The sequence below is a fragment of the Thermostichus sp. OS-CIW-31 genome (assembly GCF_054060305.1).
On sequence record NZ_JBSSDA010000001.1, the window covers coordinates 229,184 to 251,827 of the forward strand.

The 22,644-nt window shown below is 59.7% G+C and carries 18 protein-coding genes and 2 tRNA genes; 7 read left to right on the forward strand and 13 right to left on the reverse strand.

Features of this window, described 5'->3' with window-relative positions:
• The first annotated feature begins 144 nt into the window (after positions 1-144).
• The 3 genes from petB (at position 145) to leuB (ending at position 2,727) form a co-directional block, all read left to right on the forward strand.
• Positions 145-792, forward strand: a complete 648-nt coding sequence (petB, locus tag ACVWY9_RS01105) for a cytochrome b6 (protein ID WP_041436518.1) — start codon at positions 145-147, stop codon at positions 790-792.
• A 99-nt stretch (positions 793-891) separates the two neighbouring features.
• Positions 892-1,404 carry a cytochrome b6-f complex subunit IV gene (gene petD / locus ACVWY9_RS01110; protein WP_011433236.1) on the forward strand — a complete coding sequence of 171 codons (513 nt, stop codon included), beginning with the start codon at positions 892-894 and terminating at the stop codon, positions 1,402-1,404.
• Between the two features lie 207 nt (positions 1,405-1,611).
• Positions 1,612-2,727: a 3-isopropylmalate dehydrogenase gene (gene leuB / locus ACVWY9_RS01115; protein WP_457387254.1), complete on the forward strand. Its 1,116-nt coding sequence runs from the start codon at positions 1,612-1,614 to the stop codon at positions 2,725-2,727.
• An 81-nt stretch (positions 2,728-2,808) separates the two neighbouring features.
• Here leuB and dusB read toward each other — a convergent pair whose 3' ends face one another.
• The 5 genes from dusB to ACVWY9_RS01140 all read right to left on the reverse strand — a co-directional run bounded on the left by dusB (position 2,809) and on the right by ACVWY9_RS01140 (position 6,321).
• Positions 2,809-3,894 carry a tRNA dihydrouridine synthase DusB gene (gene dusB, locus ACVWY9_RS01120; RefSeq protein ID WP_414375158.1) on the reverse strand — a complete coding sequence of 362 codons (1,086 nt, stop codon included), beginning with the start codon at positions 3,892-3,894 and terminating at the stop codon, positions 2,809-2,811.
• A 16-nt stretch (positions 3,895-3,910) separates the two neighbouring features.
• On the reverse strand, positions 3,911-4,126 hold the full coding sequence (gene rpsR, locus ACVWY9_RS01125) for a 30S ribosomal protein S18 (RefSeq protein ID WP_011433239.1): 216 nt from the start codon (positions 4,124-4,126) through the stop codon (positions 3,911-3,913).
• Between the two features lie 29 nt (positions 4,127-4,155).
• A complete protein-coding gene (gene rpmG, locus ACVWY9_RS01130) occupies positions 4,156-4,350 on the reverse strand; it encodes a 50S ribosomal protein L33 (RefSeq protein ID WP_457387255.1) in 195 nt (64 codons plus the stop codon).
• Positions 4,351-4,441: 91 nt separating this feature from the next.
• The gene (locus tag ACVWY9_RS01135) at positions 4,442-5,305 is read right to left on the reverse strand and encodes an RDD family protein (RefSeq protein WP_457387256.1); all 864 of its coding nucleotides are present in this window, start codon (positions 5,303-5,305) and stop codon (positions 4,442-4,444) included.
• Positions 5,306-5,334: 29 nt separating this feature from the next.
• Entirely contained in the window at positions 5,335-6,321 is a 987-nt protein-coding gene (locus ACVWY9_RS01140; RefSeq protein WP_011433242.1) for a ribonuclease Z, read from the reverse strand.
• A gap of 110 nt (positions 6,322-6,431) precedes the next feature.
• Between ACVWY9_RS01140 and ACVWY9_RS01145 the strand changes: the two genes are divergently transcribed.
• Positions 6,432-6,788, forward strand: a complete 357-nt coding sequence (locus ACVWY9_RS01145) for a HesB/IscA family protein (RefSeq protein ID WP_457385211.1) — start codon at positions 6,432-6,434, stop codon at positions 6,786-6,788.
• A 35-nt stretch (positions 6,789-6,823) separates the two neighbouring features.
• On the opposite strand, the gene ACVWY9_RS01150 is transcribed toward ACVWY9_RS01145, so the two are convergent.
• The 5 genes from ACVWY9_RS01150 to ACVWY9_RS01170 form a co-directional block, all read right to left on the reverse strand.
• Complete coding sequence (locus ACVWY9_RS01150) at positions 6,824-8,065, reverse strand: hybrid sensor histidine kinase/response regulator (RefSeq protein WP_457387257.1); 1,242 nt, start codon at positions 8,063-8,065, stop codon at positions 6,824-6,826.
• 34 nt (positions 8,066-8,099) lie between these two features.
• Positions 8,100-12,428, reverse strand: coding sequence for a PAS domain S-box protein (locus ACVWY9_RS01155; RefSeq protein ID WP_457387258.1), 4,329 nt, complete (start codon positions 12,426-12,428; stop codon positions 8,100-8,102).
• Positions 12,429-12,669: 241 nt separating this feature from the next.
• Positions 12,670-15,459 carry a cation-translocating P-type ATPase gene (locus ACVWY9_RS01160; RefSeq protein ID WP_457387259.1) on the reverse strand — a complete coding sequence of 930 codons (2,790 nt, stop codon included), beginning with the start codon at positions 15,457-15,459 and terminating at the stop codon, positions 12,670-12,672.
• Positions 15,460-15,593: 134 nt separating this feature from the next.
• A tRNA-Thr gene (locus ACVWY9_RS01165) sits at positions 15,594-15,665 on the reverse strand.
• A gap of 8 nt (positions 15,666-15,673) precedes the next feature.
• Positions 15,674-15,759: transfer RNA gene (locus tag ACVWY9_RS01170), tRNA-Tyr, on the reverse strand.
• Positions 15,760-15,980: 221 nt separating this feature from the next.
• Between ACVWY9_RS01170 and lysA the strand changes: the two genes are divergently transcribed.
• From lysA to ACVWY9_RS01185, 3 genes are all read left to right on the forward strand, one after another.
• Positions 15,981-17,360 carry a diaminopimelate decarboxylase gene (gene lysA, locus ACVWY9_RS01175; RefSeq protein ID WP_457387260.1) on the forward strand — a complete coding sequence of 460 codons (1,380 nt, stop codon included), beginning with the start codon at positions 15,981-15,983 and terminating at the stop codon, positions 17,358-17,360.
• Between the two features lie 218 nt (positions 17,361-17,578).
• On the forward strand, positions 17,579-18,502 hold the full coding sequence (cdaA, locus tag ACVWY9_RS01180) for a diadenylate cyclase CdaA (protein WP_457387261.1): 924 nt from the start codon (positions 17,579-17,581) through the stop codon (positions 18,500-18,502).
• 6 nt (positions 18,503-18,508) lie between these two features.
• Positions 18,509-19,255 carry an isoprenyl transferase gene (locus ACVWY9_RS01185; protein WP_011433250.1) on the forward strand — a complete coding sequence of 249 codons (747 nt, stop codon included), beginning with the start codon at positions 18,509-18,511 and terminating at the stop codon, positions 19,253-19,255.
• 38 nt (positions 19,256-19,293) lie between these two features.
• Here ACVWY9_RS01185 and ACVWY9_RS01190 read toward each other — a convergent pair whose 3' ends face one another.
• The 3 genes from ACVWY9_RS01190 to rodA all read right to left on the reverse strand — a co-directional run bounded on the left by ACVWY9_RS01190 (position 19,294) and on the right by rodA (position 22,598).
• Positions 19,294-19,893: a CPP1-like family protein gene (locus ACVWY9_RS01190; protein WP_011433251.1), complete on the reverse strand. Its 600-nt coding sequence runs from the start codon at positions 19,891-19,893 to the stop codon at positions 19,294-19,296.
• Positions 19,894-19,961: 68 nt separating this feature from the next.
• Positions 19,962-21,167 (reverse strand): cysteine desulfurase family protein, encoded by a 1,206-nt coding sequence (locus ACVWY9_RS01195; protein ID WP_457387262.1) that lies wholly within the window; start codon positions 21,165-21,167, stop codon positions 19,962-19,964.
• 120 nt (positions 21,168-21,287) lie between these two features.
• Positions 21,288-22,598, reverse strand: coding sequence for a rod shape-determining protein RodA (rodA, locus tag ACVWY9_RS01200; protein ID WP_457387263.1), 1,311 nt, complete (start codon positions 22,596-22,598; stop codon positions 21,288-21,290).
• Positions 22,599-22,644 lie beyond the last annotated feature (46 nt).

A 22,644-nucleotide genomic window follows, 5' to 3' on the forward strand; every position in this document is an offset into this window, starting at 1 on the left:
AAAACTTGCCTGGCCTCCTGGGATCGAGATCTTCGTCCCCAAGCTGAGCCCGACGCCAGGATGGTGTTAAAAGATTGTGTTACATTGCTGAGTGGAGTGGGCTTGCCCCACCCTCGAGATCCAATTTCAAGAATTGCAGGCATTATGAGCAAAGTTTACGACTGGTTGGACGAGCGGCTGGAGATTACGCCTTTCGTCGACGACGCAACAGGGAAATTCATTCCGCCTCACGTTAACATCTTCTACTGCCTCGGCGGGGTGACGCTGGTGTGCTTCTTAATTCAGTTTGCCACCGGCTTCGCCATGACGTTTTACTATCGTCCGACGGTGGCCGAGGCTTTTGAGTCGGTGAACTACATCATGACCCAGGTGAACTTCGGCTGGCTGTTGCGCTCCATCCACCGTTGGAGCGCCTCCATGATGGTGCTGATGATGATCCTACACACCTTCCGGGTCTATCTGACAGGGGGATTCAAAAAGCCCCGTGAGCTGACCTGGGTAACCGGCGTGATCTTGGCGGTGCTGACCGTCTCCTTCGGCGTTACCGGCTACTCCCTGCCCTGGGATCAGGTGGGCTACTGGGCAGTCAAGATCGTCTCCGGTGTGCCCAGTGCCATTCCGGTGGTGGGCGACTTGTTGGTGCAACTGATCCGGGGTGGCGAAGCGGTTGGTCAAGCTACCCTGACTCGCTTCTACAGCTTGCACACTTTCGTGCTACCCTGGCTGACTGCGGTCTTTATGACCATGCACTTTTTGATGATCCGCCGCCAAGGCATTTCTGGGCCTTTGTGAGCAAGGTTTGACTCCCAGACGCCTTTGACTTTACCTGGTAACTGGGATCTTTACCTGCCACTTTTTCAGAACTTTTGTCCCTAGATAAGGAGAACTCCCATGGCCGTCTCAAAACAGGTGATAGCGACCGAGGCCATTACCCGCAAGGTTGATCTAGACAACCCCAAAGTTGTAGCCAAGCTGAAGAAAAACATGGGCCACATGACCTATGGTGAGCCCGCTTGGCCCAACGATTTGCTCTTTATGTTTCCGGTGGTGATCCTGGGCACTATTGGAGTGATCGTTGGCCTGTCAGTCATGGATCCGGCAGGTGTAGGGGAGCCGGCGGATCCCTTTGCTACGCCTCTGGAAATTCTGCCGGAATGGTATCTCTACCCCGCCTTCCACATCCTGCGGATTGCTCCCAACAAGCTGTTGGGAATTGCTCTGATGTCTGCCATTCCTGTGGGTCTCTTGTTTGTGCCCTTCATCGAAAACGTCAACAAGTTCCAAAACCCCTTGCGCCGTCCGGTGGCGACAACGGTGTTCCTGATCGGCACCTTGGTCACCCTCTACCTGGGCATAGGTGCCACCTTGCCCTTGGATAAGTGGGTCACCTTGGGCTTGTTCTAAAAGAACATCTGGGACTCCCGCTTGATGGGTTGATCGTCATCATCACCATCAGAATCACCATCAGAGTGCAGCAGGTTGGTGGCCAGGCTGCACTTTGTTATTTGGAGAGCTTTTTAGAGGAGTTGTCTGCAAACCTGTGTGCCAAGGGATGGGCAAGTCCGCCGAAATGGTAGTATCTCTACGCCCTCATCTTCAGCTTGACCGCTCATGAGCACTTCTTCTTCAACTGCTCGAACCTATCGGATCACAGCCCTTGCCGGAGATGGCATCGGCCCCGAAATCATGCGGGTGGGACGAGCCGTTTTGGATGCAGTTGCCCGGCAGATGGGATTTGCTCTCCAGTGGCAAGAGGGCCTAATCGGCGGGGCTGCCTACGACCAGACTGGGGATCCCTTGCCGGCAGAAACCCTGAAAATGGCTCAAGAGAGCGATGCCGTTTATCTGGCTGCTGTCGGCGACTTCAAGTATGACGCTCTGCCTCCTGAGAAACGCCCGGAGCAGGCCTTGTTGGGCTTGAGGGCGGGGCTGGGGCTGTTTGCCAACTTGCGCCCGGTGAAGGTCTTCCCTCAACTGGTGGGGGCCTCCTCCCTGAAGCCAGAGGTGATCTCGGGGATCGACCTGGTGGTAGTGCGGGAGCTGACGGGGGGCATTTACTTCGGCCAACCTAAGGGAATCTTCACGGATGCCCAAGGATCTCGGCGCGGCGTGAACACCATGGTCTATAGCGAAGCTGAGGTGGATCGGATTGCCCGAGTTGCCTTTGAGCTGGCCCGCAAACGCCGGCGCAAGCTCTGCTCGGTGGACAAAGCCAACGTTCTCGAGGTGTCGCAACTGTGGCGGGAGCGGGTCAATGTCATTGCGGCTGAGTACCCGGAGGTGGAACTTTCCCACCTGTACATCGACAATGCCGCCATGCAGTTGGTGCGCTGGCCCAAGCAGTTCGACGTCATCCTCACGAGCAATCTCTTCGGCGATATCCTCTCCGATGAAGCGGCCATGCTGACCGGCTCTATTGGTATGCTGCCCTCTGCCTCTCTGGGATCCTCTGGCCCCGGCCTATACGAGCCGGTACATGGGTCGGCTCCCGACATTGCCGGACAAGACAAAGCCAACCCCATTGCCCAGGTGCTCTCCGGCGCCCTGATGCTGCGTTACTCCTTGGATCAGCCACAAGCTGCCGACCGCATCGAACAGGCGGTAGAAGCCGTTTTGGCGCAAGGGTACCGCACCCCAGACCTCTACTCTGAGGGAATGACTTTAGTGGGTTGCCAGGAAATGGGAGAAAAGTTGGTGGCAGCCCTGTCCCAGCAGCAGGCGCAATAGCCTTTTTCGGGGCCACAGGCTACAGCCAAGGCAGACGTGCGGCGATTTCCAAGCAATTTCCAATTGTGGGGATCCTTGGAGCTACGCCCAACCGGCTTCAGGGAGAAGGTCGACCTCCTCGGTGGTTTTAATGGCCTCTTCGGGTCGAGGTGTGGCTTCTTGGCAGCGCTCCATGGCTTGAAGAAGCAGGGCTTCCCCTTCCTGCACCGTCTCAATGCGACAGAGGAGAGCACGGAATTGAGAGGCTCCGGCAAAGTCTTTGATGTACCAAGTCATGTGCTTGCGGGCCTGACGGATGCCACGTTCTCCCTTGTACTCCCAGAGACCGCGCAGATGCTCTAAGGCCATTTGAATCCGCTCCAGGGGAGTGGGGGCCGGTCTTTCTTGACCGGTTTTCAGGAAGTGATCGATCTCCCCTACCAGAAAGGGATAGCCCATGGTGCCGCGGGAGCACATCACCCCATCGGCTCCGGTTTCCTCCAGACACTTCACCGCTGCGGCTGTCGAGAAAATGTCCCCATTGGCGATGACAGGAATGCGCAGGTGCTGTTTGACGCGGCGGATCCAGTCCCAGCGGGCTTTGCCGTTGAAGCCTTGGGCGCGTGTCCGGGCATGCAAGGTGAGCAGTTGCGCCCCTGCCTCCTGCAGACGGTGGGCAAAATCCAAAATGTTGATCTCCTGATCTGACCAGCCCAGGCGCGTTTTCACGGTTACGGGCACCTCCACTGCGTTGGCCACCGCCTCCACAATTCGCGCTGCCGTGTCGGGATCGCGAAGCAGAGAAGAGCCGCCGCCGTTTTTGGTAATCTTGTTCACCGGGCAGCCCATGTTGATGTCCACCAAGGTCGCCCCTTCGTCCACAGCCATGCGGGCTGCTTCCGCCAGAAAGTCGGGCCGACAATCAAACAGTTGGATGCCGATGGGCTGCTCTCCCTCGCCGACCTCCATGATGCGGGGCAACTGGCGGGCATAGTGCAAGCCGGTCGCACTGACCATTTCCGTGTAGACCAAGCTGTGGGGGGCAAAACGGCGCACCAGCCCTCGAAAGACTTGGTCGGTTACCCCTGACAGCGGCGCCTGAAAAACGCGGCTCAAAACTTTTACCCCGCCGATATTGAGGGGCTGGGACAAGCGGGCTTGGAGTTCCGGCGAAAGCTGCAGGCCCATCGGGATCCGGAGAAAGCTATCCCTCTTTGTTGACAAAGTAAAGAAGACCCATGATGCGCGCTCGTTTGATCGCGGCAGTGAGCTCCCGCTGCTGTTTGGCGGTCAGGCCGGTGATGCGGCGGGGCAAGATCTTGCCACGCTCGGTAACAAATTTCTTGAGCAGCTCCACATCGGTGTACCTAATGGGTTCTCCCGGCTTGATGGGAGACAGGCGGCGGCGAGCGTAAACCATAGAGTAGGAGAACGGCGAAACGGCTTGAACTACTTAATCTCTTTGTGGATGGTGTGGCGGTTGCAGTGGGGGCAGAATTTCTTCAGCTCTAAGCGGGCTGTTGTGTTGCGGCGGTTTTTGGTGGTGGTGTAGCGGTTCACGCCTGGAGAGCGCTTGTTGACGTTGGTGCGGCACTCGGTGCACTCCAGAGTAATGATGATGCGGGCACCCTTTGCTTTGGCCATGACGGATCCCAAGACGAAGGTAAACGGCAATGAGGAAACTGCAATCCCAGATCCTGAGGCTGGAGATGGGGGTTTACCTCGATAAGCGCGATCACCAATTATCCAACTTTTCCTTGACGGAATCAACCCAAGTTTTCACTTGCTTGCCCGTTTGTTGCCGTAGGCTACGGGCGTTGCGATCCACATCTTTGCTCAGGCGCTGCAACTGCTTGGACAGATCCCGCACGGTGTCATTGCGCTGGGCTTGGCGCAGCAGGTCGCGAGCAGCCGATTTGACGTCGTCAGCAGCGTCCCCCTCTAGGATGTCCTGCAAAAACCGCAAGACTTTTTCATCCAGGTGGTAGCCCCGCTCCGCTTCCACCACTAGGGTACGTCCGGCGCGGTCGTGAATGGTTTGGCGTTTTTCCTTGTCGAAGACGGCAAACAGCCCATCCGCAGCCAGAGGCACCAGCAGGGCCTCTGTAAGCACAAAGAGGGAGAGCACTCCCTCTCGAGCCAGAGAGCGAACCAGGTGCGGCGAGGCTTCGGTTTCGGGATCCAGGGTTTTGATGTTCAGCAGCCATTTGCCGAGGCTTTGGCCCTCAGGACGGGATTGGAAATAGCCGCGGTTCACCAGCCAGGTGGCGAAGAAGGCGAGATAGCCGGTCATGTCCACGGCGCCTGCATTGGCCCCTACCAGAGCAGCCAAGCCTTGGGCTAGGTAGGAGATCCCCAGCCCCAGCCCAAAGTCGAGGGCAAAAGCCCCAATTCGTTTGCTCCAGGGAGCCAATTTCGGCAGGGGTTCTCCCTCAGCAGCCGTTTGCGGGGCTGGCCGCTCGGCTTGAACCGGGGGCAGAGAAGTGGCAGGGGGCAAAGCGCTGAAGGTTCGCCACTCGCCAGCACTTTGATCCAGTTGTTCGGTTTTGGGCCGCTCTGGAAATTGGGGGCGTTCGGGGTAGGGTCTGGGATCCGTCATTGCCGGTTGAGACAGTCAGTTCTACCATTCTAGCGAGGCAAGCCCACACCCACCGGCAGAGGGGACGGGCTGCGACGGGGGATCTCGTAGGTCAGCCGATCGCGGGCCAGCAGGGTATTGGGAAAAATGGCTTGGGCTTCTGCCAGCAGGTCTTCCAAGGTAATGGGGGCCTCTGGGGTGTAGCGGGGGCTGAAGTGGGTGAGGATCAAAGCTTGGGCCTTGGCTTCGGCGGCCACTTGGGCGGCCATGGCGGCGGTGGAATGCTTAGAGCGGCGGGCCAGCTCCAAGTCAGCCTGAGCGTAGGTAGCCTCGTGGATGACCAGGTCCGCAGCCCGGGAGAGATCGACGGCATTGCGGCAGAAAATCGTGTCGGTGCAGTAGGAGAATTTGCGGCCCGGAATGGGATCCCCGACATAATCCCGTCCGTGAAAGCAGCGGCCCTGCCAGATGATGGATTGGCCGGCCTTGAGCTGCCCATACAGAGGGCCAAAGGGGATCCCATCGGCTTGGGCTTTGGCCACATTAAAGCTGCCTGGCCGATCCTGTTCCACCACGCGGTAGCCGAAGGCGGGCACCCGGTGATCCAAGGGCGCGCAGAAGACGGAGTATTCCGGCTCTTGCAGGATGAGACCGGTTTCGACGGTGTGAACGCGGAAGCCGTAGGGGATCCGGGTCTCGCTGTAGCGCAACACGGCCTTCAGGTACTCTTCCAGGCCCGGCGGGCCGTAGATATCGATGTGCTCAGGGGTGCTGCCCAAGCCACAGGAGGCCAACAGCCCCGGCAGGCCGTAGATGTGATCCCCGTGCATGTGGGTGATAAAAATGCGGCGCAACTGGCTGGGGCGCAGCTCATCTAGGCGCAGCAACTGGTGTTGGGTGCCCTCGCCGCAATCGAACAGCCACCATTCCGACCGCTGGGGAAACTGCACCGCCACCCCAGAGACATTGCGCTGGCGGGTGGGCATGCCGGAGCTGGTGCCCAAAAAGGTGATCCGAATGGCATTGGGATCTGTCACAGGGGCAAGACCTCAGGGATTGGGATCCCTAGCTTACCAATTGCTCTCGCTGGCCGAGAAAAAACCCTTGATAGGATGGGGAGTAGAACGTACCCTTGAGCCTTCTCGTCATGATCACCCTGACCGATAGCGCCATCCAAGAGTTGAAGCGCCTGCGCAGCAAGTACGAAAAAGAGGGATCCCAGCCCATCCTGCGTCTGGGGGTCAAGCCGAGCGGCTGCTCTGGCCTCTCTTATGTGATGAACTTCGAGTCTCAGGCCAACCCTGACGATCACACCTTCGACTTTGGGGATATCCAGGTGGCGGTGGATCCCTTGAGCATGACCTTGATCAGCGGCACCACCGTCGATTTTTCCGAGGATCTGCTGGGCGGTGGCTTCCGCTTCAAGAACCCCAACGCAGTCGCCAGTTGTGGGTGTGGCACCTCCTTTGCCACTGCTGAGACTGCTGCTGTCGTTGGTCACTAAAGTCTCAATCGCTGCCTCCCACCCGCCTTTGGGCGTCAACGGTTGGAGGGCTCTAGGCTGGGCAGCCAAAGGACAAACCAAGTCCATCCCTTCTGGCTGGTGACCCGGATTTGGCCCTGCAGATACTCCACCCAATGCTTCACCAAGGCCAGTCCAAGGCCGCTGCCCGGCTGCGCCCAGGGATCCTCAGAGGGCACCCGGTAAAAGCGCTCGAAAAGGTGGGGCAGGTGGTCAGGCTCGATTTGGGCGGTATTGCCGACTCTTAGCTCAACCCCACCGGGAAAGGCTTGCACCTCCAAGCGGAGGGTTCCGCCCGGCTGGGTAAACTTGCAGGCATTTTCCAGCAGTTCCTTCAGGATCAGGGTTAGCCGCTGCGGGTAGCTGTAGAGCACTGCCGGGAATGAGGTCAGCTCCGCCATCTCCAGCTTCAGTTGCCGGGCTTGAGCCCGTTCTCGCACCCCGTCGAGCAGGCTTGTGCAAAGGCTGTGGAGATCGATGGCGGCAGCCGCAGAGCTCAACTCTTTGGCTTCTAGGCTCTGCAGATCCAGCAACTTGTTGATCAGCTCAATTTCAGCCTGACACTCTTCCAAAGCGATGCGGTGGTATTGGCACTGCTTCTCGTTGAGAGGAGTGCGGCCCAACAGTTCCAGGGCCAACTTGATCTTGGTGAGGGGAGTGCGCAGCTCGTGGGAAACGCTGGCCAGAAAGCTATCCTTAAGGCGGCTGAGCTGCTGCAAGTCCTGTACCTGGCAGGCCAGCTGGGCGGTACGTTCCTGCACTTTGGCTTCTAGGGCTTGGTTAAGTTCCCGCAGGTGGCGTTGGGCTTGGCTGGCCTGGATCAGGTGACGGATACGCCGCTTCAAGACCGACCAGCGAATGGGTTTGGAAATGTAATCGCTGGCCCCGGCAGCAAAGGCTTCATCCACGCAGGACTCATCTTCCAGCGCCGTGACGATGAGGATGGGCAGATCCGAGTTTTGAGCATGGAGGCGGCGACAGCACTCAAACCCATCCACATCCGGCATGACCGCATCCAGCAAGACCATATCCACTGGGTGTTGAGCGGCTAGCTGCAAGCAAGCCTCGCCGCTGCTGGCTTCCAGGACTTGGTAGCCTTCTCGCTCAAGGGCGTAGCGAACCACGAGTCGCTGGCTGGGCTCATCGTCCGCGATCAACAACAACGGCTTCTTTTCAGGCGAGGGGGATCCCGGCTGTGCCCCGGGAAGAGGGCCTACCGGCGACGAGCCGGCTGGAGGATGGGGATTAGGCCTCAGCATAGGCATTGAGAGGAGAGGGAGAAAGGCTCTGCACTCAGGAGGAGAGACTGAGGGTAACTTGCCGATATGCCACCTCCAGCTTCTGCACGGCTTGCTCTATAGTATCCCATTTTACAGAACTGGCTGGCTCGGCATGAACCAGCTTTTCCAACTGCTGACACAGCTCAGCCAGACGTTTGGCGCCCAGGGTGCTGCTGCTGCCCTTGAGGCGGTGGGCCAACCGAGCAATGGCTTGGGGATCCCGCTGCTCCAGGGCCTGCCGCAGGGATCCCAGCAGAGCCTCGCTGTCTTGCCGGTAGATTTGGACCATCTCCTGCCAGGCTTGGGGGGAGCTGAGGACTGACTGCAGCTGAGCGAGGATAACGGGGTCGAGGGGCGGATCCTCTTCTTGGCTGGCCGGGATGGGAAGGGGAAGGGATCCCTGAAGAACCCGGACTAGGGCGGCTGGCTCCAAGGGTTTGGTGAGGTAGCCATCTACCCCAGCAGCTTGGGCAGCAGCACGGCCTTCCGAAAACACATTGGCCGTGAGGACGACAATGCGAGGCTGGCGCTCAGGGGGCAGTTCAGCGCGGATGCGACGGGTGGCCGCAAGACCATCCAGCTCCGGCATTTGCATATCCATCAACACCAGATCGTAGGGTCGCAGGCGCAGAGCTTGGACGGCTTCTAGGCCGTTGCCGACAATATCGGGCCGGTAGCCCAATCGCTCCAGCATGAGGCGAATCACCTTCTGGTTAACCGGGTTATCCTCTGCCACCAGGATCTGAAGCGGGTAGCGGCTGGCCAGGGTCGCGTCCCAAATGGAGGGAGGAGCGGCGGGAGAGGAAAATAAGGAAGAAGGAGCTTTTTCTCCCACCAGCTCCAGCAGCAGCTTCCGCAGTTGGGAGGCTTTGACCGGCTTGGCCAAAGTGGGGAGAGGGTCTGCTGTGGAGATGAAGTTGCGCCCCGTCAGCACTATGGGCAACAGGTGGGGTTGCGCTTTCCGCAGGTTAGCCGCCAAGGTTAGGCCATCCTGGCCTGGCAGAGTGGCATCCAGAAGGGCTAGGTCAAAAGAATGGGTTCTAGCTGCAGCCTGGGCTTCTGCCGCCAAGGCGCAACAGGTTACCTCCATGCCCCAAGCGCTCAGCAGTCGGGATAGCAACTGCCGTTGACTGGCGTTGTCTTCCACCAGCAAAACCTGCTTGCCGGCCAAGCACGGATCCGGTGCGGCGGTTGGCAACAGCTCCTGGTCTGGCCTCTTCAGGGGAATGCGAAAGCGAAAAGTGGATCCCTGGCCCGGCTGACTTTCCACCCCGATTGCTCCCCCCATGAGCTGGCAGAGACGCTGGCTGATGGCCAAGCCCAGGCCGGTGCCCCCAAACTGGCGGCTGATGGAGCTATCCACCTGGCTGAAGGGCTTAAAGAGGCGATCCAATTTTTCCGGGGGAATGCCAATGCCTGTATCCCGCACCTGAACGCTTACCCACTGCTTTTCGGGATCCCTCTCCCCGGCCTCGACGGTCACCACCACCTCTCCCTGGGGGGTGAACTTGATGGCGTTGCTGAGCAGATTGGCCAGGATTTGGCGCAGCCGGTTGGGATCCCCTATCAAGGTTGGCGGCAGGTTGGGATCCACCCAGGCCACCAGTTCCAGATCCTTGCTCTGGGCTTGGGCTGCCATCAGATCCAGCAGCTCCTCCACCAACTGCGGCAAGGAAAAAGGCATTTCCTCCAGTTCCAGTTTTTGGGACTCGATCTTGGAGAAATCGAGGATGTCGTTGATCAGGTTCAGCAGCACCTCGCCTCCATAGCGGATGGTCTGTACCCAATCCTGCTGCTGCGGATCCAAGGAGGTGTCCAGGAGTAGACTGGTCATCCCCAAAATGGCGTTGATGGGGGTGCGGATCTCGTGGCTGATGGTGGCCAGGAACTCGCTCTTGGCGCGGCTGGCGGCTTCGGCAGCTTCCTTGGCTGCTTTCATCTGCTCTTCTGCCAGCTTGGCTACGGTGATATCCCGTCCGGCGGCGTAGACCAGGGATCCGTCCAAAAAGGCTCGCCACTCGATGAAGCGATAGCTTCCGTCCTGAGTGCGGTAGCGGTTGACGAAGTGATCCAGCCGTTTCTCTTCGACAAGCTGCTGCATGGCGGCCTGTGTGGCGGGGACATCTTCCGGGTGAACCCACTCCAAAAAGGGTCGGCTCTGCAGCTCCTGCAGAGAATAGCCCAGCGTAGTCTCCCAGGCGCGGTTGAGACGGCGAAAGTACCCTTGGGCATCGGCAATGCAAAGCAAATCCAGAGCCACCGAGAAAAACTGCTCCAGCTCCGCTTCTGCCGACTTGCGGGCAGTGATGTCTACTGCGGTAAATACCCAACACGGGATCCCGCGCAGGACAAGGGGCTGCACAAACACGTCTTCCCAGACAACTCGGCCATCCTGCCGCTGCCAGCGCCACTCAAAGCGGGCGGATCCCTGCTGGCGGGCCTGCTCCAAGTAGGGCTGCAAAGCAAACTCCCTCCCCTGCAAAGCCCGGCGATAGGGAGACTGCTCCAAAGTGTCGAAGGCCCGCAGCTCCTCCAGGCTGGAAAACCCGTAGGCGGCAATGGCTTGGGAGTTGGCCTCCAGGATCTCGCCGGTCTCGGCATGGCGGATGAGGATGGCCACAGCGGCATTCTCAAACAGCGCCCGGAACTTCTGCTCGCTTTCCTGGACGGCCTGCTGGGATCGCACCCTGTCGGTTACATCGCGGACGATCACCACCACCTCTTGGGGGTTGAGGGGCACAATGCGCACCTCTTCGTGGCGGGTCTCTCCTTGAATCTCGATGCTTTGGTCGTAGCGCTGCCGCGTCTGGGTAGCTATAGCCTGCTGAACAAAGAAAAGCCGCCGCTCGGCCAACTCCGGTGGCAAAAGCTCCTGCAGGGATCGGCCCACGTAGGTGTCGGGTGAGCTATAGGGAACAACCTCGCCCCCCCAGACAAAGCTCAAGCAAATGCCCTGGCTATCCAGGCGAAAGATCAAGTCGGGAATGGCTTCTAGAATGGCTCGCTGCACCTGTTCAGCGGCTTTCAAGGCCAGCTCTGCCTGCTTGGCTTCTGTAATATCCCGCACGATCACCAGGACTTCCTGGCTGTTGAGAGGGACAATGCGGGCCTCTTCGTAGCGTACCTCCCCTTGAACTTCAATGCTGTACTCGTAGCGCTGTTGGGTTTGGGTGGCCAGGGCTTGCTGAACATAGAAAAGCCGCTGCTCTGCCAGCTCCAGCGGCAGAATCTCCTGGAGGGATCGACCTAAGTGGCGCTCTGCTGGGCAGTCAAGATGGACATCGCCGCCGGAAATAAAACTCAGGCAGATGCCCTGGCGATTCAGGCGAACAATAAGGTCGGGGATGGCTTGGAGAATGGCCCGCTGGGTGGCTTCCATTTCTCTAAGGGCCAACTCCGCCTGTTTCCGCTCGGTGATATCCCGCACCAGGATGTAAACTTTGTCTCTCCCGTGAGCGACAACGCAGGCTCTCCGATAGCAGCGGATCCCCGGCTCAATCTCAACTTCGTACTCTAGGTACTGCGGCGTCTGGCTGACCAAGGCCCCCTCCGCCAGAGATGGATACTGCTCTTTCAGCGAGCCAGTAAACACGTCTTGGGCGCGGCAACCCACGTAAAACTCAGGCAGATGTCGGGTGGGAACGTAAGGGGAAGGCTTGCAATGAAGAATGACTCCCTCGGCGCTGAGCTCAAAAATCAAGTCGGGAATGGCCTCGTAGAGGGCGCGGTAGCGAGACTCGCTTTCCTGTAGAGCCCGCTCCATCTTGACCCGCTCGCTGATGTCGCGGCTGGTGATGAGGACCCCATCGCCCACCGGCACCACTTGGTGATGGATCCAACTGGCCTTCAAGCCCGGCTGCCCCGAAATGGGGAACTCCTCTTCCAGAGGAATGCCGGTTTCCACCACTCGCTTGTATTTCTCAAAAAAGCCCCCCCAGCGGTTGATGGGCAGCAGCTCGCACAGCCGCTGGCCGATGATCTGCCGGCGCTGGAGGGAAATGAGCTCTTCCCCCTTGGCGTTGACATCCACAAAGACAAAGTCGCGGATCTCGCGGGTAACGGGATCCCGCACCGCCTCCAGCAGGTAAATAGCATCCAAGCTGGCTTCCAAGGCTGCCCGAAAACGAGCCTCTGGGCTGGGGGTGCCTCTAGGAGGTTGGAAGGGAAATCTTCGAGAAAGGGATCCCAGGATCCCTCTGAAGACAGAAAGCGGCTGACTTTCCCCCAGGCTGACGCCAAGCAGCAGGAGAGCCAAGAAGAGGGATCCCAGCAGCCAAAAGGCAAGGCCAGAGGGATCCACCAGGCCCACCGTTTTCCCTACCGCCCATAGCTCTCTGTGCATAGAACCCAGAGATTCCTGCCCCCTTTCCACAGTATCCCAGCAAGTCTTTCCAGCTTATCTTGGAGGTCAAAAGGGGAAGCTCAGCTAACTTGCGGAAATGGCCTCTATGCAATGGGCAGGATTCCTCAAGAGTGGCTTTTTGGGGAAATGAGTCTTGGCTCAAAGCTTTGTTTCTGGGTGCAGTAGGGAGAGAGACTCTTTATTGTGAAGATGCTTTATTGTGAAAAATAATTGTGAAGATTCAGCGGGATCCCTTGCGCCAGCGGCAGTAGAGTTTTTCCAACTCCACCCAGACCATAACCACGGTGCTAAAGCCCAAGCAGATCAAAAGTTCAGTGCGGGTTAGCTCCTCTGTGCCAAAGAAGCTGCGCAAGAAAGGCACATAGAGCAGAGCCAATTGCAAGAGCAGAGTGGTCAGGACCGCGCCCAGCAGGTAGGGGTTGGAAAAAGGGTTGGTCTCGATGGTGAGCTTCTCGTTGGAGCGCACGGCCAGCGCATGGCCCATCTGGGCGATACACAGGGTGGTGAAGACCATTGTGCGCCAGTGGGGGATGTAGGCTTCCACAATGGCCATCATGAGGATTGTGGAGATGGCAAAAACCACGCCGATGCGCACCATGTAGGCTCCCAGCCCCTGGGCGAAGATGCTCTCTTTGGGGTTGAAGGGGGGGCGCTGCATCACCCCTGGCTCCGCCGGTTCCAAAGCCAAGGCCAGAGCGGGCAGGCCATCGGTCACCAAGTTCATCCACAAGATCTGTAGGGGTGTCAGCGGCACATCCCCCAAGCCCAGGATGGGGGCAGCAGCCACTGTCAGCACCTCACCGATGTTGCTGCCCAAAATGTACTTCACAAAGCGGCGGATGTTGCTGTAGACCACTCGCCCTTCTTCAATGGCTGCCACGATGGTGGCGAAGTTGTCGTCCAGCAGCACCATATCGCTGGCCTCTTTGCTCACATCGGTGCCCGTGATGCCCATGGCGATGCCAATATCCGCTTGGCGCAGGGCAGGGGCGTCGTTGACCCCATCCCCGGTCATGGCCACGAACTCGTTTTGCTTTTGCAAGGCCTGGACAATGCGCAGCTTGTGTTCGGGTGCCACGCGGGCATAGACCCTGACGGTTTGTACCGTTTGCAGCAGCTCCTCGAAACTCAAGCGGGAGAGGGTACGCCCGTCAATCGCCTGATCCTCCGACTCGAGAATGCCCAACTCCCGGGCAATGGCCACAGCCGTGAGCTGATGATCGCCGGTAATCATCAGGGTGCGGATCCCGGCTTCTCGGCAGCGGGCCACGGCCTCTCGTGCCTCTGGTCGCGGAGCATCGTGCATCCCCATCAGGCCCAGCCAAACCAGGTTGTGCTCCACCTCTTCCCCGTTGTCCGGGATCCGCTCTAGCCTCTGGGTGGCTACCCCCAGAACCCGGATACCTTGGGCGGCCAGGCGGTTGTTGGTGCCGAGGATGGCTTGGCGATCGGTTTCCGACAGCTCCTGCCAAGTTCCCCCTTTCTGGATGCGATCACACCGCTCCAGCACCAGCTCTGGGGATCCCTTGGTGTAGACGCAGTAGCCGCCGTTTTCTTGGATCACCACGCTCATGCGTTTTCGTTCCGAGCTGAAGGGGAGCTCCTGCACCCGTGGGTAGCGCTCCTGTAAAGAGCCTTTGTGGAGGTTGGCCTTGGCGGCTGCCACCAGCAGGGCGGCCTCGGTGGGATCCCCCAGGATGGACCAGGTGGGCGTTGAAGGGGGGGAAGAAACTGCAGACCGTGGGTTGCGACCGGCAACGGGTTGGAGGCTGGCCTGCAACAGGGCATCGTTGCAGAACACCACGGCCCGCAAGATGGCCTGCAGATCCGGGGCGCTCCCGGGATCTATGGGCTGGCCGCCGCAGTAGAAGGATCCCTTGGGAATGTAACCGGTGCCGCTGACGTGGTAATGGCGGTCGGGGGTAATGATGTCGGTTACCACCATTTTGTTTTCCGTGAGGGTGCCGGTTTTGTCGGAGCAGATGGTGGTCACGGATCCCAGGGTTTCCACTGCTGGCAGGCGGCGGATCAGGGCATGGCGGCGCACCATGCGTTGGGTGCCAATGGCCAGGGTGACAGTGATCACCGCAGGCAGCCCCTCTGGTACCACGGCCACGGCCATGCTCAAGGAGGTTTCCAGAAGCGAGGTGAAAGGGGCCATACTCCCGGCTTGCAGCAACCCTATCCCCACCACCAAGGCCACCAAAGCCAGGGATCCCGACACCAGCACATTGCCCAGTTGGCTCATGCGCCGCTGCAGGGGAGTGGGCTCGTTTTCCACCGTTTGTAGCAGCTTCGCCACCTTGCCCAGCTCCGTGTTCATGCCGGTGGCAGTAACCAAGAGGATCCCTCGCCCCTGAATCACTTCGGTGCCCATGAAGGCCATGTTGCGCCGTTCCCCCAGCTCGATGTCCGGCGGGAGTACGCAATCTGCCTGTTTGGTTACAGGGGTGGCTTCTCCGGTCAAAGCTGCTTCCCGCACCTGCAGGTTCACGGCCTCGGCCAAGCGCCCATCGGCTGGGATCTGTACCCCGGCTTCCAGCAGCACGCGATCCCCCGGCACCAGTTGGCTGGCTGGAACTTCTTGCCACAGGCCATCCCGCTCCACCCGCACGGTAGGGGAGGCCAGTTTTTTCAGGGCCGCCAGCGCTTTTTCCGCCCGACTTTCTTGCAAATAGCCCAGGCCACCGTTAAGGCCAACGATCAACAAAATGGCCAGGGCATCTTTGGGAAACTCGCCTTCTTGCAAGTCCAAAGTGGCTGAGATCGCCGCTACGGCGATCAGCATCAGCAGCATGATGTTGCGGAATTGATCCAGCAGGACTTGCCAGGAGCTACGGCCAGAAGTGGTGATCAGCTCATTGGGGCCATATTGCCGCTGCCTCTGGATCACCTGCTGAGTGGTGAGGCCGCGATCGGGATCGGTCTGCAACTTCTGGATGGCAGCGGCGAGGGTGAGGCTATGCCAGGCAGGAACAGAAGCAAGGGGGGATCCATCCGGTGGGATCATCGCGACCACTCGAGGGTTCTTGCCGCATTTTGACATACTCCCCGCCCTCGAGGGGGAGGATTCTTGTCATCTCCCCAGTTGTTCGAGCCATAGCTCTTCTGGCGCCAGCGGCTGGGATCATCTTCAGAGCGCCAAGCCCACGACGAGGATCGAACTCGTGACCTCCCCCTTACCAAGGGGGTGCTCTACCACTGAGCCACGTGGGCAAAGCCGATGGTGGGCCGAGTTGGATTCGAACCAACGTAGGCGTAAGCCAGCGGATTTACAGTCCGCCCCCTTTAACCCCTCGGGCATCGACCCGTTGACACCGGTCTTTCATCATAGCAGAAGGTGTTGCGTAAGTCAGACACACTCCCACTGTGCCAATTGTCAGCCATCTCAAAACCGAGGAGTCAGAGTCGAAGCGGAACGAGGCAGCCCCAGAGCTGGGTATAAAGGGATCGGGTTAGGGCTGGGCACTTTTCAAGACAAACTGAATAAGGAACTTGATATCGTTTAAGACAGTTTTCTGACTCCTGACCATGATTTCGACCCTCGGCACTCCCACCCATCCAGAGCAGACCCTTTCCCCCAACCAGTCTTTGCGCCCCTTGACCAGCCGTATCAACAGCCGGGGGCACTTGGAAATTGGGGGGTGCGACGTGGTGGAGCTGGTGCGCCAGTTTGGATCCCCTCTCTACATCCTGGACGAATGGACGCTGCGCCGCGCCTGCCAGCTTTACCGTGACACCTGGGCCCGCTGCTACGCCGGGGGATCCCGGGTTTTGTACGCCACGAAAGCCTGGAACTGCCTGGCCATTTGTGCTCTGGCGCTGCAAGAAGGGCTGGGGTTGGATGTGGCTTCCGGCGGGGAGCTGTACACGGCCCTGCAGGCGGGGGCCAAAGGTGAAGATCTCTATCTGCACGGCAACGCCAAGTCTCTCGACGAGCTGAACTTGGCCCTGGAGACGGGCTGTACTTTGGTGGTCGATAGCCTGTACGAACTGCAGCAGGTGTCGGCCCTGACCACGCCCGCACGGCCAGCGCGGCTGCTCCTGCGGGTTAACCCCGGTATCGACGTCCACACCCACGAGTACATTCGTACCGGGCAAACCGACAGCAAATTCGGCATCGGGCGATGGCAATTGCCGGAAGTGCTGGATTTTTTGGCCGCCCATCCTCAGTTGCAGTGCGTCGGGCTCCATGCCCACATTGGGTCACAGATTTTTGATCTACAGGGCCACCGCGACCTGGCGGGGGTGCTGGCCCAGATCTGGCGGCAAGGGCTGGGCAGAGGGTTGCCCCTACAAGAGCTGAATGTGGGTGGGGGCCTGGGGATCCGCTATATCGAATCCGATGATCCCCCCTCCATCCCGGAGTGGGTGGAAACTGTGGCAACGGCGGTGCAACAAGCCTTTGCCCAGTCCGGGATCCCTTTGCCCAAGGTGCTCTGCGAGCCTGGACGATCTGTGATTGGGCCGGCTGCCGTGACCGCCTACACCCTGGGGGGGCAAAAGCGGATCCCTCCCAGCGATGACCTGCCCCAGGGACGCACCTACATCACCATCGACGGTGGTATGTCCGACAACCCCCGCCCGATCACCTATCAAGCCCGCTATACCGCCCTTCTGGCCAACCGACCAGAGGCAGAGGCCACGCAGCGGGTAACGGTGGCCGGCAAGCACTGCGAGTCGGGGGATGTGCTGTTGAAGGATGTGCTTCTGCCCGCCCCAATGGCAGGAGAAGTGTTGGTGGTTTTGGCGACGGGGGCCTACAACTACAGCATGGCTTCCAATTACAATCGCTTCCCTCGGCCAGCCGCGGTGCTGGTCAACGAGGGAGAGGCCCAGTTGATTGTGCGGCGAGAAACTTATGCCGACTTAATCCGTCAGGATGTTCTGCCGGAGCGGTTGCTGCGTTGAAGGGGAAGTTTGCCCATACCCATCTGGTCAGTAGAGGCACAGCCTTTCCTGGCAGCGCCGACCGCAGCCAACGCACCTCATGCGAGAAAGACTGGAAGACAGCCAGGAGGTGAGTGGTAGGCTGGTCTGGGGGCCGCAGTCCAACAGGGGTTCTGAGGTGCAGAACGGCACCAGGCAGAAGGTCCGCAATGAGGGGAGCGTGAACGGGGTTTTTCGCCATGCTGGCGGCCTTATGGGCTTGGCTACAGCAGTTTAACTTTCTCAGCCTCTTGGACTGGGCTCTGGCTGTCTTTCTGTTGGCTTTGGCTCTCTACTACACCCGCGAAAGTCGTGCTGGGGTGCTGGTGAGGGGATTTATAGTGCTGCTGGTGCTGTACCTGGCCACAGCCTCTCTCCCCTTGGTTCACCTGATCTTGGATCGCCTGCTCCTGGGCGCAGCTGTAGCCATGGGCGTGCTCTTTCAACCGGAGTTTCGCCGGCTGCTGGAGCAATTGGCAAGAGCCATCCGCATGGAGTGGCCGAGCAACGCAGGCGATGACGAGGAGGATCCTGAGGAAGATTTGGTGGAAGAACTGGTGCAAGCAGTGCGAGAACTTTCCCAAAACCGCACAGGAGCGCTGATTGTCATCGAGCCAGAGCAGCCAATTGACTCGCGGGTATTTACCGACAAAGGAGTACCTCTCCAGGCGCGGGTGTCGCGGGAGATCTTGCAGACCATTTTCCAGACTTCAACTTTGTTGCATGATGGGGCTGTGGTCATCCATCGGAATCGCATTCGCGCAGCGGGGGTCATCCTGCCGGTTTCGGAGCGGGCCGCCTCTCGACAGCTGGGCACACGGCACCGCGCTGCGATGGGGATCACAGAGCAGACCAATTGCTTGTGTATTGTGGTCTCAGAAGAAACGGGATCCATTTCCCTGGCGGAGGGTGGGCGCATCGAGCGGCCTCTGACCAGTGCCAAGTTACACGAACTGCTGGTACAGCGGTTGCGCAATCCCCGCGATGCCAAAAAACGAGATGCTCCGCTAAAGGGATTGTGGGCCCACCCCTGGTTTCGCAATGGGCCGCTGCGCTGGTGGGGATCCCTCTCCGATCTAACTAAACTCTTTCGCAAACCTGAGAAAACCCTCCCGAAAGACTGAATCTCCATGACCCTTTCTCCTGCCCATCTTCTGCAGTTGCCTGCCGACCTAGATCCGCAGTTGTTGCCCCGCCATGTGGCGGTGGTGATGGATGGCAACGGGCGTTGGGCGCAAAAACGGGGCTTACCCCGCAGTGTTGGGCATCAGCGAGGGGTAGCGGCCCTGAAGGAGCTGCTGCGCTGTTGTGATGACTGGGGGATCCCAGCCCTTACCGCCTATGCCTTCTCCACCGAGAACTGGGGCCGGGCCCGCGAGGAGGTGGATTTTCTCATGACTTTGTTCGAGCAGGTGCTGTGGCAGGAATTGGGGGAAATGGTGCAGCAGGGGGTGCGCATCCAGTTTGCCGGCCAGTTGTCGGCTCTGCCCCACTCTCTGCAGGAAACCATCGTGCATGCGGTGGCCTGCACCCAGCACAACAAGGGCATTTGCCTGACGGTGGCCCTCAACTACGGGGGACGACAGGAGATCCTACAAGCCTGCCGCTCCATTGCCACCTTGGTGCAGCAGGGGCTGCTGCAGCCGGATCAGATTGACGAGGCCCTCTTTTCCCAATTTCTCTACACCACCGGCTTATCGGATCCTGATCTGCTGATCCGTACCAGCGGCGAGATGCGCATCAGCAACTTCCTGCTCTGGCAGATGGCCTACACCGAGCAGTATTTCACCCCCATCCTCTGGCCGGATTTCGACCGAGCCGCTTTTCACCAAGCCTTGCTTAGCTATCAGTCGCGGCAGCGGCGGTTTGGCAGGTGAGGATGATCCCTGGTTGGATATCCGTTGCCAACCGGCAGCTAGCGCAGAAAGCTGGTCACCAACCACATCACCGTAAACGTGATCCCCACCAACAGCGCACCAGGAGCATCGCCACCGGTGAGAGGAAGGGCAATGCCGTAGGCCAACATCAGCCCCAGGCTCAGGCCCGCCAGGGCCAAGAGAAAAGCGCGAATGAAGCGGCGCTCTTTGCGGTACAGGAAATAGATACAAGCCATCAGCCCCAAGGCCAGTTGCAGCGAGGGGTACTCATCGGGAGCCAGGATAACCCAACCCCCCAGCCCACCCAGCAGCGCCGCAGGCCAGAGGGCATCGGCGGTAGAGGGGGTATCCAACCAGCGGCTGACCCAGGGGGGATTTTGGGCAGCAGGGCGAGGCAAACTCAGCTCCGGCTCAGGATGGGCAGCCCGTTGTTCGGCGTAGCGAATGCGATCGGGAACGGCGATTTTGCCCTCTTTGCGCAGGCGCAGGCGCTGCATCAGGATGGCATCGTAGGCTTGCTCCACCCGCTCTTGCTGCTGTTCATCGGCGCCCAAGCTGGCCAGGAGCCGAGCCCGCGCCGATTGAATCTCTTCAAAAGAGGCTTCTTCGCTAATTCCCAACACCTGATACGGACTCATCTCAGCCATAGCGACCAGCCCTGTAACTCTTTATCACCTTAACCCAGCCTGCCCGACCTTCGATCCGGCTACGTGACGGGGATCGACAACGGGGATTGAGTTGCCGCATTCCCCAAGGCTACGGATTTGGAGATGGAGGCAAGCTCCGTTTGTAGACATCGGGCCACATACTCAACCGCAGCGTAGGTGGTGGCTTTGCCAAGGCTAAGGCGAATGGATCCCAGCGCCTCGGCTTCTGAGTGGCCCATGGCCAAGAGGATGCGGCTGGGGATCAGTTGGCCGCTGCTACAGGCGGAGCCGGCGCTAATGGCGATCCCCTGGCGGCTTAGGGCCCTGACCAGCACATTCCCCGGGATCCCTGCGGTGCAGTAGCTGAGGTGGTGGGGCAGACGCTGCTCCAAATCCACAGGGCCGGTCAGCCGCAAACCGGGCACCTCCGCCAGCAACTGGGCCAAATGCCGTTGCAATTGCCGTAGGCGGGCCGTTTCTTGAGATAGCTCTTGGGCCGCCAAAGCTGCCGCCACTCCCAAGCCGACAATGCCCGGGATCCCTTGGGTGCCAGCCCGCAGCCGCCGTTCTTGCCCACCCCCCCGCAGCAGCGGTCGCAGCTCCACCCCTGGGCGCACGTACAGCGCCCCCACCCCCTGCGGCCCGTAGAGCTTGTGCCCGGAAAGGGAGAGCAGATCCACCGGCAGTTGTGTCAGATCCAACGGGATCCGCCCCACCGTCTGCACAGCGTCGGTGTGGAAGAGCACCCCCGCCTGGCGACAGATCTGACCCAGCTCTGCAATGGGCTGCAGGGATCCCACCTCATTTTGGCCGTGGACGATGGAGACCAAAACGGTATTGGGTTGCAGCGCCTGGATCAAAGTCTGGGGATCCACCTGGCCGGCGGCGTTCACCAGCAGACGGGTGACCTGCCAGCCTTGGGACTGCAACTGGCGGGCAGCATTCTCCACCGAGGCGTGCTCGACGCTGGAGATGATGAGATGTTGGGGAGTAGAGTAGCGCTGGGCCACCCCAAACAGGGCCAGGTTGTTGGACTCCGTCCCGCCTGAGGTAAACAGCAGCGCCTCCGGCTCACAGTTAAGCAGCTCGGCCACCTGCTGCCGCGCCCGCTCCATGGCCATGGCGGCCCGTTCTCCCCACCCGTGCAAGCTGGAGGGGTTGCCCCAGCTTTCCTGCATCGCCATCTGCATGGCCTCGATCACCTCAGGCCGAGGCGGAGTGGTGGCGCTGTGGTCAAAGTAGAGGGCAGGATCCAAACGCAACATGCCAGCTCGACCAGCCGGGGCTCCGTGTTCCTATCTTAAGATCCTTGGCCAGTGTTGCCCAACGCTGGCAGCAGCTTCCCCTTGTTGAGGCCAAACCCGCTGGAGGCAAATTGAGCCTGCCTACTTGAAAAGACTAGTACGCTGGCGGTGCATCACCACCGATTCCACCAAGCCAATGGCCAGAAAATTGGTCAGTAGAGCCGAGCGGCCATAACTTAGAAAAGGCAAAGGCAAGCCGGTAATCGGGGCCAGGCCGATGGTCATGCTGATGTTCACCACCGCCTGAAAGAGGATCATCGCCAGCACCCCAATGGCAATCAGGGATCCAAAATTGTCCTTGGCCCCTTGGGCAATCCAGATCAGCCGCGCACACAGGATCCAAAACAGGATCAGCACCGTCAGGGCGCCGATAAAACCCATCTCTTCCCCAATGGCCGAGAAAATAAAATCCGTGTGCTGTTCGGGGATGAAGTCCAGCTGGGTTTGGGTGCCCTGCTGGATACCGCGGCCCCAGAGGCCGCCGGCTCCGATGGCAATGCGGGATTGAATGAGGTGATAGCCGGCTCCCCAGGGCTCTTGCATGGGATCGATAAAAATCTCCAGCCGCCGCCGCTGATAGGGCTTGAGAAGGTGCCAAGCTAGCTGACCCAACTGCCCCGAGAGCAGGTTGATTACCCCAAAAGTTACGGCCCCCGTCCACTGCCAGGGGAGACGCCAAGCAGCCAACCCCGCCATTCCCAGACACCAGAGCAGCCAAACCCAAAGCATCCAGCTCTGCTCTGGGCGAGTGTGTAAGCCATAGAGAATGGCTCCCACCCCCGGCGACAGGAGCAAGAGGATCCAACTGCCCTTGGCTCCGGCCCAGTAGAGCATGACCAGGACAATCACCACAAACACCAGGGCAGTGCCCAGGTTGGGCTGCAGGAAAATCAAGATCCAGGGAGGAGCAATGACGGCAACGGCCACCCAAATCTGGCTGAAGTACTTGATCGGCCAGTGGTGCAGGAGAGCAGCCAGGGTAACAATTACCCCCAGCTTGGCAAACTCAGAAGGCTGCACCTGAAAGCCAGCGATGGAGAGCCAGCGCTCCGCCCCTCCCCCCGCCGTGCCGAAAAAGAGCACTGCAATTAAACCTGCCAAGGTCAGGAAGTAGGTGAACCAGTGCCAGCGCAAAAGCCGCTCATACGGGATCCGGGCTACCATTCCCAAAAACACCAGGCTGATCCCGGCCATGATCAACTGCTGCAGCCAATAGTGGCTGATGGGACGCTCCCAGACTGCGCTGCGGATGGCAAGAATGCCGATGCCTGTCAAGGCCAGCACCGTGGCCAGCAACATGCCATCGAACTCGCGCCAAGGAGCCAAGATCTGCCGCAGAAGCTTTTTCCACCTAGGCTGAGAAGACACCTTTGGGTCAACGTTGCCCAGCAATAGACCCCATCCTCCAAAGCAAGGCCAGCACCAGTTTGACATGCCC